The organism is Flagellimonas flava (genome assembly GCF_900129665.1).
Lineage (GTDB): Bacteria > Bacteroidota > Bacteroidia > Flavobacteriales > Flavobacteriaceae > Flagellimonas > Flagellimonas flava.
Genome location: NZ_FQWL01000001.1, coordinates 1,258,537 through 1,270,456 on the forward strand (window position 1 = coordinate 1,258,537; position 11,920 = coordinate 1,270,456).

10 protein-coding genes are annotated in these 11,920 nt (G+C 38.2%); 8 read left to right on the forward strand and 2 right to left on the reverse strand.

The features are described 5' to 3' along the window. The first annotated feature begins 3 nt into the window (after positions 1 to 3). From BUC10_RS05790 to BUC10_RS05825, 8 genes are all read left to right on the forward strand, one after another. A complete protein-coding gene (locus tag BUC10_RS05790; RefSeq protein ID WP_073176996.1) occupies positions 4 to 1,275 on the forward strand; it encodes an ATP-grasp domain-containing protein in 1,272 nt (423 codons plus the stop codon). 101 nt (positions 1,276 to 1,376) lie between these two features. After that, the gene (locus BUC10_RS05795) at positions 1,377 to 2,150 is read left to right on the forward strand and encodes an SDR family oxidoreductase (RefSeq protein WP_073176997.1); all 774 of its coding nucleotides are present in this window, start codon (positions 1,377 to 1,379) and stop codon (positions 2,148 to 2,150) included. A gap of 238 nt (positions 2,151 to 2,388) precedes the next feature. Next, a complete protein-coding gene (locus BUC10_RS05800; RefSeq protein ID WP_073176999.1) occupies positions 2,389 to 3,408 on the forward strand; it encodes a lipid II:glycine glycyltransferase FemX in 1,020 nt (339 codons plus the stop codon). 13 nt (positions 3,409 to 3,421) lie between these two features. Then, a complete protein-coding gene (locus BUC10_RS05805) occupies positions 3,422 to 4,660 on the forward strand; it encodes a GNAT family N-acetyltransferase (RefSeq protein ID WP_073177001.1) in 1,239 nt (412 codons plus the stop codon). A gap of 10 nt (positions 4,661 to 4,670) precedes the next feature. After that, positions 4,671 to 5,831, forward strand: coding sequence for a GNAT family N-acetyltransferase (locus tag BUC10_RS05810; RefSeq protein WP_073177002.1), 1,161 nt, complete (start codon positions 4,671 to 4,673; stop codon positions 5,829 to 5,831). A gap of 11 nt (positions 5,832 to 5,842) precedes the next feature. Beyond that, entirely contained in the window at positions 5,843 to 7,018 is a 1,176-nt protein-coding gene (locus BUC10_RS05815) for a GNAT family N-acetyltransferase (protein ID WP_073177003.1), read from the forward strand. A 3-nt stretch (positions 7,019 to 7,021) separates the two neighbouring features. Next, complete coding sequence (locus BUC10_RS05820; RefSeq protein WP_073177004.1) at positions 7,022 to 8,476, forward strand: MBOAT family O-acyltransferase; 1,455 nt, start codon at positions 7,022 to 7,024, stop codon at positions 8,474 to 8,476. A 3-nt stretch (positions 8,477 to 8,479) separates the two neighbouring features. Continuing rightward, complete coding sequence (locus BUC10_RS05825) at positions 8,480 to 9,448, forward strand: hypothetical protein (RefSeq protein WP_073177005.1); 969 nt, start codon at positions 8,480 to 8,482, stop codon at positions 9,446 to 9,448. A gap of 326 nt (positions 9,449 to 9,774) precedes the next feature. Here BUC10_RS05825 and BUC10_RS05830 read toward each other — a convergent pair whose 3' ends face one another. Together BUC10_RS05830 and BUC10_RS05835 are read right to left on the reverse strand one after the other, a co-directional pair. After that, positions 9,775 to 10,710, reverse strand: coding sequence for a PorP/SprF family type IX secretion system membrane protein (locus BUC10_RS05830; protein WP_073177006.1), 936 nt, complete (start codon positions 10,708 to 10,710; stop codon positions 9,775 to 9,777). 23 nt (positions 10,711 to 10,733) lie between these two features. Next, the coding region (locus tag BUC10_RS05835; RefSeq protein ID WP_131819052.1) for a gliding motility-associated C-terminal domain-containing protein at positions 10,734 to 11,920 on the reverse strand (1,187 nt) is incomplete at its 5' end.

The following is an 11,920-nucleotide window of genomic DNA, read 5'->3' on the forward strand; positions in this document are numbered from 1 at the left end:
ACTATGGCCAAAAAGCTTATTATTCTGGGTGGAAATCCAGAGACCGCTGTTCTAGTAGATATCGCGGTATCTATGGGAATCCATACCATTGTTGTTGGGCCAAACCCAAACGAGCCAGCAAAAAAAAATGCCACTGAATCTTACGACATAGATGGCTTTGATGTGGATTCCATTGTAAATCTTGCGAGGGAAAAAGAAGTAGATGGAGTTCTGGTCGGAGTTGTAGATATATTGGTAAAACCCTATAGGGAAATTTGTCTCAAACTAGGTTTGCCCTGCTATGCAACTGAAAATGCCGTTGAAGCCTTTTGCAGCAAAGATGGTTATAAGAAATACTGTGCGGAAAATGGAGTTCAAGACATTCCTGGTATTTATATAACTAAAGATGACAAGATTAGAAAGCCAAAAGGCCTGGAACTACCATTGATGGTGAAACCTGTAGACCGTGGAGGTGGAGTAGGAATGAAAATATGTCGTGATGAAGAGGACTATAACGCAACGATAGAAAAAGCACTAAAATTTTCTAAAAAAGGAGTAGTTCTTGTAGAAAAATATATGGATGAGAATTGCGATGATATGTGCGCCTACTACACCTTTAAAGATGGTGTTCCTCATCTTTCAGCCACTTTTGATAGAACCTTAACCAGAAAACAAGGTGATTCGAGTCCGATTGCTCTAGGCACCAAATACCCTTCAAAATATACCAAAAGCTTTATAGACAAGGTCCATCCCAAATTATCACAATTGTTTAAAAGCACCAATGTACAAACGGGAGTTATCAATATTCAGTTTTTTGTTGAGAATGGTGAGTTTTACAGTTATGATCCCGGTTTTCGGTTACAAGGTGAAGCCCCTCATTTACACTTAGTGCACATCAATGGTTTTGACCATAGAAAAATGCTAATAAACTATGCACTTACCGGTGTATTTGGGGAAGATGATTTTGCCAACAAAAATGACTACATGATGAAGGGAAAAGTTGCCAGCTCAGTGTGGGTTTTACTCCATGGTGGTACAATTGCCAACATTGAAGGGCTGGAAACAATTAAGTCCCATAAGAATGTCCATTTTGTTGTTGAACGATTTAAAACCGGGGATACCGTTAAGGATGAATGGGTAGGAACGGAAAGGCAAATATTATGTAGAATTTATACCGCAGCAGATTCCATTTCCGAAATCAATGAAACAATCGAGGATATAAAGGATACTTTAAAAGTTACCGACAATAAAGGGGAGAACATGATTATTGAATGGTTGGAACCATGGGATGCTTAAGATAGTACTCCTAACTAAAATCCGATTGATTTGAACAATAATGTAATGATTTGGAACAGCGTTACATACGCAGAGTAACAACCATTAGACAAAATAATTTTATGATGGACAGCATTTTAGAAAAATTCAGCTTGGCGGGTAAAAAGGCAATTGTTGTGGGAGGTGCAGGTGATCTGGGCAAGGCAATGGTAGAAGCCATCCTCCAAGCCGGGGCACAGACGGTTGTAATTGACATCGACGATCGTTTATTTAAAATTTGTGAAGACTTTAAAAACAATGGATTTAGCGTAAATCCGATAAAAGCGGATATTAGTAAAATTTCAGAGATTAAAAGCTCTTATAAGGCTGCTCTAGAGTTTTTGGGAGGTACCGTAGATATTTTAATAAACGCGGCGGGTATTCAACGAAGATATCCAAGTGAAGATTTTCCTGATGAAGAATGGCAAAAAGTCATTGCAATAAACTTAGACGCAACATTTTATTATTGTAAATATGCGGGTAACACTATGTTGGAAAATGGTGGAGGGAAAATAATAAACGTCGCCTCCATTATGAGTTATTTAGGTGGAATAACCATACCAGCATATGCGGCTTCCAAAGGTGGTGTAGGCCAATTGACCAAGGCTCTTTCCAATGATTGGGCCGCCAAAGGCATTTGTGTCAATGCAATTGCCCCCGGTTACATGGATACACAATTAAACACCGCATTAATTAATGATAAAAAAAGAACAGATGAGGTTTTTATTCGAGTTCCAATGAAAAGATGGGGAACTGCGGAGGATTTAAAAGGATTAACCGTTTTTTTAGCCTCGTCGGCCAGTGATTATGTAACTGGCACCAATATACCGGTGGACGGGGGCTATTTAGGAAGATGAGTCACATACTTTATCCGATGAAAATTTAAAAACTTTTTCTTAAAGTTTGATAAGAAGTATTTTATCCATTAAAACTGCACCAAGCCTATTTTTCTTTAGTCATTCTTTCATATCCAATAATTTTGCATAGTACGCCGCTTAAACAAAACCAGCTAAAATTTAGATTATGGCCCTTAAAAGTATATGTATCCACATTTTTTCAGTTTATAAGGTTCAAGTGATAATTACCATGCAATAAATGATTGAAGTAATAGAAGAAAAAGAAGGTTGGGATGAGTTCGTTTCAACCTTTAACGACTCAGACTTTTATCACTCCTTTGACTACCATATGATAGAGAAGGGCGAGGGAAAGCCTTTGCTTCTAAAATACTCAAATGGTGATGTCTGTATTGGTCTACCATTGTTAATTAGAAAGATTCCCGATTCCCCCTTTTACGACGCCACATCGGTATATGGTTATCCAGGACCATTGTACAAGAATATTTCCCTCAGTTTTGATAACAAACATTTTGCGCATGAACTGTTCGACTATTTTGTGGAAAAAAATATTGTAGCGGTATTTTCGAGACTAAATCCATTTTTGCCTCTACAACATAAAGTGCTAGAACTAATAGGTACTATTGAAAAAACCGGGCCGGTTGTCACAATAGACCTGAAAAAGAACATAGAATTACAACGAAAAGAATTTGGGAGAAGATTAAAGGGGCAACTGAATAAGGCCAGAAGACATTGTACCGTTAAAAAGGTAAGTAGCGATGAAGATTTTCAGGAATTTGTCAAAATCTACCATGAAAATATGGATCGTGTAAATGCCAAACCCATGTACTACTTCAACGATAGCTATTTTAAAACTTTGGTTGAAAGCAACGATTTTAGTACCGAAACACTACTAGCAGTTCACAATGAAACAAATGAAGTAATTGGCGCTAGCCTCTTTGTTTATAAAAATTCGGTGGTGCATTATCATCTTTCAGGAACCAGAAATGAATTCCTGCCTTTGATGCCTACTAAACTGCTTATTGATGAGATGAGAATAAAAGCAACCCAACTTGGCCTATCTTGGTTTAACCTTGGTGGCGGGCTTGCCGGTGCCAACGATACATTGCTTCAGTTTAAATCCTCCTTCTCTAAAGAAATGGTAGATTTTTGTGTTTGGAAACTGGTTGTCCGACCAGAGATTTATAAGCAACTCATTGCGAAAAACAACAACGGTACAAAAGGGGACTATTTTCCACTCTATAGATGTAATGGAGTATAACCAATAACATGGTATGATAAAATCCAACCCTTTTACATCCGAGACTTTTATCTCTTATTGGTCCAAGCATTTCTTGCATGGTAAAGAAAAGCATACTTTCAATTTTGCCAAAAACCTTTCATTTTATCAATCAAAAATCCCAGGGCTTTATTTGAATGCCGGTAAAAACCTAACCAAGGGGATTGACTATGAGCTGAACCCTCCATGTGATGGTGAGGAGAAAGGCAAAACTTTGCTTATTCATGATGTCATTGATTTTTCAAGAACCGAGGAAAGCAGTAAAAATAAGGCTTTGGGTCTTTATACTGTGAAGCAGTATCCTGGATTCATGATAAAACTCGACTCCTTTGGTTCCTTGGAGGATTTTATGACGCGGTCATTTAAAAAAAGTAGTCGGTATAAGCTGCGTAAATACAAAAAGAGGCTTGAAGAATGTTTTCCTATCTCATTTAAGGTCTATCACGGGGAAATGTCCGAAGAAGAGTTCGGTACCACTTTTGACCAATTCCGATTGCTACTAGAAAAACGCTTTGCAGAAAAGAAAATAAGCAATAACAACTTAGATATTGAGGAATGGAATTTTTACAAGGATGTTGCGTATCCAATGATATTGGAAAAGAAAGCCGCCTTGTTTGTCCTAAAAAACAACAATGAGCCCATAAGCTTAACTTTGGCATATTTATCGGAAGACAGGGTTTTTGATGCCATTACCGTTTTTGATATTGATTATGCTAAATTCCATTTGGGAAGTATAAAAATAATGTACCTCATAGAATGGTGTATTTCAAACAATTGGCCCATACTTGATTTCTCAAAAGGCTACTTTGATTACAAAACCAGATGGTCCAACGAAAAATTTGACTTTGCGTATCACATTCTATACGACAAAAAATCTCCCAGAGCTCAACTGTTGTCTTTCACATTAAAAAATCTTTTGACATTTAAGCAGTATTTACGGGAGAAAAAGCTTAATGACAGTTTTCACCGGTTTACGTATGCCCTTAAAAACAATAAAGAGAACCCGACTAATTATTCATTTGTAGAGCATGAATCGGTAAGCCCCGAGACTATTATGAATCAAGTGGATATATGCAAATCTGAATTCTGCACATTAAAAGGTATATGCTTTGACTTTCTGTATCTGTACCAAGAGCAACAAAAAGATCTTAAAGTTTTTAAAGTCGATGGTCCTGAAAACATTTTCTTTTTGGTGGGCCAAAAAGCTAAAACCTGTGTCAAATTAACCACTTAACCAAGCCGGTATGGGAACTTTGAAAATCAGAAACTACAATTTCGTCCTTGATCTTTTCGAAGAAGGGAGAGTGCCACCGATATACTGCGCTGTGCAAAATGAACGCACTCCGCAGCAAGATTCAAATATTATTGCCAACAAAGGAAAGTTCGACTTTTCAGGAATCATAGAGGTTAAGTGTATTCCAGAATTCCTAACTCCCGTTACCCATCAAATAGATCAGCAAATCAAAATGCGAAATATCCAAAGATTTAATGGGTATTATATTGATTTAACAGGATACACATCAGTGGACGACTACATGCGGACAGAACTTGGCTCCAAACGAAAATCCTTAAAAAGACAACTCAGACGACTTGAAAGTTGTTTTGACATAAACTACAAGGTGTATTTTGGTGAAATCAAAAAAGACAATTATGAATTTCTGTTTGGCAAAATGCAGGAATTTATAAACACTCGATTTGAGCAAAAAGGAGTGCCCTTTGACCCAACCATTGATCTAGACGCTATCAGGAAAAGAACATTTTCCATGATATTGGAAAAAAAAGCCTCATTACATGTTATTTACAATGGGACCACACCTATCAATGTCGGCATTGCATATCATTTTCAAGATGTTCTGAATAGCGCAATTGGTTCTTACGACATTAACTATTCCAAATTTGGTTTGGGTAACCTTGAAATAATAAAACATTTGGAATGGTGTCTTGAAAACGGTTATCAAATTTACGATCTAATGTGGGGAGATCTTCCCTATAAACATACTTGGTGCAACGGGGTATTCCGATACAACCACCAAATTTTTTACAATCGGAAATCAATTTTCCATAGATTACTGGTTCCAATCAGAGTCTATTTGTATGGTCTTAAAGATTATTATACCGCTAGAAAGAATAGAGCCAAAGGAAGAAAAAAACTGGGAACTACAAATACGAAACAGCATATTGAAATACTTCAAATAAATAAGGATCATATACAAGGTTCACTTCTAAAAGAAACCAACATTCATCATGATTCAAACCATTGGTTAATACCACTGGTGTACGATTTCCAGTATCTGAATGTTCAGCATTCAAACGACGTTGCGGTATATGAGTTGACAAATAAGACAGGGAATTATGTTGTCATCGGTAAAAATGATGCAATTTCCATCTCAAGGAACAAACTCTAAATTCATATGTAATGGCCTTTATGGACACTGCAAATATCACTCTGTTCACTGAAATTTACCTCAAACAAGAGCTTATATCGCAGGTATATTCGTATGTGGGGCATCGGACCAGTTCAGAGGGCCTAATTAAAACAACAGACAAGAAAAGCCCCGGTAACAAGTTTTTCTCTTTCAGTTATGTCCCTGAGTACATGGAAACTATTGTTTCAGAACCTGCATTATGGACAGAAAAGGTTTTTCCCTCCGTTAAGGGATACGCTATTGAACTAGATGACTTCACAGACGTGGACGATTACCTAAAAAAGCATCTTAAAAAAAGGCGCGAAAACATTAAACGTGCGGCCAAAAGATTAGAAACTTGTTTTGACATTACTTACAAAATGTTCCAAAATGACATAAGGGAAGATGAGTACCTATTTTTAATGGGTGAAATGAAGGGTTTGATCGTAAAAAGATTTCAACAGAAGGGTAAAAAAAGTGAAAACATTGCCAACTGGGATAAAATACTTTCCACCTCCTTGGAGCTAATCAAAAAAGGAAAGGCTTCAATATTTGCAATTTATAACAACAATCATCCAATAGCCATTTCATTTAATTACAATTTTCCTTCTTTATTATTTGGCTATATATCTTCTTATGATATTGCCTATAGTAAATTTAGCCTGGGTCAGCTCTTAATATATAAACAGCTTCAGTGGTGCATAGAAAATAATTATTCCCAATTTGATATGGGTTGGGGCGACATGGAATACAAAAGGTGGTGGTCCAATAAAATATACCGCTTTAACCATCGTATAATTTACCCCAAACATTCCTTTCCCGGTTTTCTATATGCCTTCTGGAAAGGCAACACATCTCGAGTTTTGGCGTTTCTTATTTCCAAAGGGGTCAATGATCATTGGAACAAATTCAAGCTGAAGTTAAAAGGAGATACAAAAATATTGATGCGGACCCCGACTTATAGACTCGAAGACATGTCAATTTCAGAAATGGATGCATTGAAAGAAACTTATTTAAACCAAAGGAACCAACTACCAGTAACAGATCAAATGATCAATGATTTTCTTTTCTTGACCAAGGAACATTCAAAAAATGTAACACTACACTATTTAAAAAGCAAAAACTTGTATGTCTTAAAAGGCAAAAACAAAACAAAAGCTATTCTTATAAATCCAGAAAACGATTAGCACATGCTTTTTAATTCCATAGAATTTCTTTTTTTTCTTCCACTGGTTTTTGGACTGTATTGGTTTGTATTCAAACAGAATGTTAGAGTACAAAACATCTTCCTGATTTTTGCCAGTTATCTTTTTTATGGTTGGTGGGATTGGCGGTTTCTATTGTTGATTTTCCTCAGTACCCTTGTCGATTTTTTTGTAGGCCAGAGGATTTATAAAAATATAGATGACAGAAAGAAAGCGAGATATTGGTTATGGGCAAGTATGGCGTTCAATATTGGCATGCTTGGTTTTTTCAAGTACAGTAATTTCTTCGTTGATTCCTTTATCGATATGTTCCATGCCATTGGCTATGACATAAAAAGCACATGGACCTTAAAGGTGATCTTACCGGTGGGTATTTCCTTTTATACCTTCCAGACCATGTCCTACTCCTTCGACATTTACTATAAAAAATTAACCCCAAGTAAGAATTTTATAGCATTTACCGCTTTTGTTTCTTTCTTTCCACAATTGGTGGCGGGACCAATAGAAAGAGCTTCCAATCTATTGTCTCAAATTATCAATAGACGTTCTTTTAGCTATGTCCAGGCTTCGGGAGGCATTAAACTTATTTTATGGGGTCTTTTTAAAAAGATGGTCATAGCCGATTCCCTGGCACCTATTGTCGACGATATTTTTGCCAATTACGGTACTTATCCGGCTTCTACCCTTATTCTTGGTGTTTGCCTTTTCAGTTTTCAGGTCTATGGGGATTTCAGTGGATATTCAGATATAGCAATCGGTACAGCAAAACTTTTTGGGATAGAGCTCATGTCCAATTTTAAGTTTCCAAACTTTTCAAGAAATGTAGCGGAATATTGGCAAAGATGGCATGTATCACTATCCACTTGGTTCAGACATTACCTATACATACCCATGGGAGGTTCGAGGGTTAGTAAAGCCAAGTCGGTAAGAAACATTATTGTGATTTTTTTAGTGAGTGGTTTTTGGCATGGGGCCAACTGGACATTTATTTTTTGGGGTGGGCTGCACGCCTTATTCTATATCCCAGTTTTTTTAATGGGGAGAAACCGAATGTATGCGAATAATGTTGTTGGGGAAAAAAGCCTCTTCCCTACCCCCGTTGAAATCTTACAAGTGCTCTTAACGTTTGCGCTGGTAACTTTTTCTAGAATATTCTTTAGATCTCCCTCGCTTACAGATTCGTTTCAATATATGAACAGAATTGCAACCAACTTTACCTATGAACCCTATGCTCATCCCATGGGCTATAGAATGTTGGATTTTTATATCTTATTGGCCCTTTTTGTTGTTTACGAATATTTGATTCGAAAAGATGAGCGAAATCCGTTCAAATTCAAATCAAAAATTGTTCGCTTTTTATTATATACCGCAGTTATTTTGACCATGCTCTTATTCTTTGATGATGGTGTAAACCGGTCATTTATCTACTTCCAATTTTAGGATATGAAAAAGTTTTTGATAAGAATAGTAGCGTATATCTTCCTTATTTTGGTGGTGATAGAGGTTTTGGTCAGGGTCTTTCATTTATATACCGAAGATCCTCCAAGATTCATTGATAAACTTGATGTTGAAAAACGTGTTCCAGGGCATAAGGGTTATGCCGTAACTGGAAATCGAAATCAGAATTTTTCCGAATTCAATATCAATGAGGCCGGATTTAATTCCCACCGGGAATTTACTCCCTCAAAAGTCAAATATGAAATTGCCCTTATCGGCGATTCGTTTATCGAAGGGTTCCATCAAGACTACTATGACTCTACCGGAAAGAAAATAGAGCAACAACTGAATGGCGTTGAAGTTTATGAATATGGCTACGCGGGGTACGATCTGGCTAACCAACTGCATTTGATGCACTCCTATAAAGATGAATTTGAGCTCATTGACGAAATCATAGTTTACCTAAATTATGAAAGCGACCTGGAGCGAGCTGAATACGAGCCAAACTTTGGAAGAATAACCATGCTATCATCAACCGTGTTTAAAATACGGGATAATATCAAGTTATTGGCTTACGGTTCTAAAATTGGAATTCTTGAACCTGTTAAGAAATTGATTACAGGTCAAGGCTCTGAAAATACTTCCGAAGACCCAGAACCAGAAGATGAGTACGAGATAACTCCTGATATGGAGCAAGAATACCTGGAAAATTTTAAAAATCTGGTGAGATTATACGGCTTTGACAAGTGCAAAACCACCATTCTTTTGGATTCCAGAAAAACAAGTACATCATTTTTGGATTATTGTGAAGCCAATAATTTCAAATACATTGATTTTGCATCAAAGTTTGAAGATGCCTCTAAGCCGGTAACCTTAATTTATGACTGGCATTGGAACAATCATGGAAGAGAGTTGATTGCCGAATGTATCGTGGATTTCATTAAGACCCGAAAGAATCGGGATAACTGCAACTAAAGCTCCAAAAGTCTTTCCACTATACTTCCCTGGTGGACCAGAAATGGGAATAGTTTTTCGCTATTGGACTCCACCCGGTTCGCAAACCTATTCCGATATTAAGATGCCCAATTTTACAAAAGGCAATCTAAAGACTATAACCTAAACCTGCCGATTTGATAGGATAACCAACAAAGTACGGCCCTTCGATTTAATGTCCGCGATACCCCAAAAGAGGTCATCCACATCCACCATCTATCAATTTCTTGATAAATAATTTTGAAGTTTTGGCTTCATTAATGGGGATGTGGATGTATATGTTTTTAAAGGTAAAAGACTTGTATATACTAGTAAAAGCGTCCTGTTACATTTCTACGGTTAAGTCTATTTATGAAATCATATCTAAGAAAGACTTCGAACGAGCCATCGTTAAACTGGGTACTTCCAAGGGCAGTTGTTTCCACGTCATAAGCTAGTCCCAAAAGAAACTTCTCGGCAAACTTCACTCCAAAAAGAGCACTCACCGCCGAATTTAAACGATACGCAGCTCCCACTGAAAACTTATCATTAAACGTTAGATTTGTTGTTAGATCAAACTGTACAGGACCTCCACTAACTGCCTTCAGTAAGAAACCAGGGCGTAAAACAAGATCACGATTCAAATCAAATTGATAGCCAGAAATAAAGTAATAATTCATTCTCTCCTTGGCGAGAAACGAGGTTCCGGTGGAAGAATTGTCAAAATGTTCTGTTTCTAAAAGACTTGGAACGGAAAGTCCAGCATAGAACTTTTCTTGGTAATAGTAAACTCCAACTCCCACATTGGGAGAAAACTTACTGTCTACGTTAGGCAAATTAGTTTCCACACCATAATTAATAAGACGCGAAAAATCTACATTTAGGAAATCTCCACCGACGTTCAATCCAAAAGCCAAACTACCATACCGAGAGGCAGGAATGGTATAAGACAATGCCACATCAAAATAAGTCTCCTGAACAGTACCATCCCCAATATTATCATTAACAACTGAAAGACCGATGCCCAGTTTTTCAGACAAAGGGCTTTGAATGCTCAGTGTTTGGGTTTCTGGTGCCCCATCCAAACCAATCCACTGTGATCTATGTAAGGCTGAAACACTCAAAACATTTCCAGCACCTGCATACGCCGGGTTTACAACGATGGTATTCAACATATACTGAGTATACTGCGGATCTTGCTGGCCAGAAGCCAACTTAGTTATTCCTACTGCTGCCAATACAGCAATTATTATGGATTTCTTCATTGTGAGTATATCTTAATTTTTTTTTATTGATTGATGTACAGATACCCTGAGGCATTTCTAGATTCTCCTTCATCTACATATTTTATAATGTAGAAGTAAACCCCTGCTGGTAGTACACTTCCTTTATTTAATGAGGTGCCGGTATTGGCAATTCCGGAAAAGAAGTTGGAGTTATTATCATAGTTCTCCGTCTTGAAAACCGGTGCACCCCAGCGGTTGATTATCTCAACGCTATTTCCACCAAATAGTTCAATGTTCTCAATTCTGAAAAAGTCATTGACACCATCTCCATCAGGTGTAACAATGGAATTTCCAATCTCTACACCACAAATTGTCCCTTGCGTGGGAGTTCCGCCATTAGAATCACAAGGATCTAGTGGGTCGGTTCCATCGGAAACCTCCTGACCGTCTTCTATAGTATCCCCGTCAGAATCAGGGTTATCAGGGTCTGTGCCTGCAGTTATTTCATCAGCATCACTTAAACCATCATCATCTCTGTCGCAGAAAGTGTCCGGAAGTGGGGTTCCACCAACCGAGTCACAATCGTCAAATGGGTCGGTTCCATCGGAAACTTCCTGACCGTCATTGATGGTGTCACCATCGGTATCGGCTGCATAAATTTCCGTTCCTAAGGACAATTCTTCGCTGTTGGTAAGTGTATCACCATCACAATCGGCTCCAGCCCAAATTGTATTCGCCGAATTATATCCCGTGTAGCCGGGGTTTTGAACGGGGTCACAAGGGTCCATTGGATCAGTTCCATTGTTTGTTTCTGTATCATCATCAATACCGTCCCCATCAGTATCATTGGAAGCTTCATAAGGGTCGGTTCCATTGGTAACCTCATCTCCATTAGTCACTCCATCCCCATCGCAGTCGGCAGCAGCCCAGATTACGTTCCCTGAGTCGTATCCTGTATAACCAGGGCTTTGCACAGGGTCGCAGGGGTCGTTAGGGTCAGTACCGTTGTTTACTTCGTTGTCATCATCAATACCATCACCATCGGTATCTACCGTTTGATAAGGGTCCGTACCATTGGTATCCTCATCTCCATTGCCAACTCCATCTCCATCGCAATCGGCAGCGGCCCATATCGCATTTGTGGCATCGTAGCCAGTATAACCAGCCGCCTGAACTGGAAGACAGGGGTCCAGCGCCTCGGCCGCACTGGCCTCAAGGTTGTCCGCTGTTCCATCGCCGTCCGTATCGG

What these genes read in the sequence shown, in the direction of transcription:
- BUC10_RS05810 (WP_073177002.1), top strand. Translation starts at nt 4,671, where the DNA reads ATGGGAACTTTGAAAATCAGAAACTACAATTTCGTCCTTGATCTTTTC.
- BUC10_RS05825 (WP_073177005.1), top strand. Translation starts at nt 8,480, where the DNA reads ATGAAAAAGTTTTTGATAAGAATAGTAGCGTATATCTTCCTTATTTTG.
- BUC10_RS05805 (WP_073177001.1), top strand. Translation starts at nt 3,422, where the DNA reads ATGATAAAATCCAACCCTTTTACATCCGAGACTTTTATCTCTTATTGG.
- BUC10_RS05820 (WP_073177004.1), top strand. Translation starts at nt 7,022, where the DNA reads ATGCTTTTTAATTCCATAGAATTTCTTTTTTTTCTTCCACTGGTTTTT.
- BUC10_RS05800 (WP_073176999.1), top strand. Translation starts at nt 2,389, where the DNA reads ATGATTGAAGTAATAGAAGAAAAAGAAGGTTGGGATGAGTTCGTTTCA.
- BUC10_RS05790 (WP_073176996.1), top strand. Translation starts at nt 4, where the DNA reads ATGGCCAAAAAGCTTATTATTCTGGGTGGAAATCCAGAGACCGCTGTT.
- BUC10_RS05815 (WP_073177003.1), top strand. Translation starts at nt 5,843, where the DNA reads ATGGCCTTTATGGACACTGCAAATATCACTCTGTTCACTGAAATTTAC.
- BUC10_RS05830 (WP_073177006.1), bottom strand. Translation starts at nt 10,710, where the DNA reads ATGAAGAAATCCATAATAATTGCTGTATTGGCAGCAGTAGGAATAACT.
- BUC10_RS05795 (WP_073176997.1), top strand. Translation starts at nt 1,377, where the DNA reads ATGATGGACAGCATTTTAGAAAAATTCAGCTTGGCGGGTAAAAAGGCA.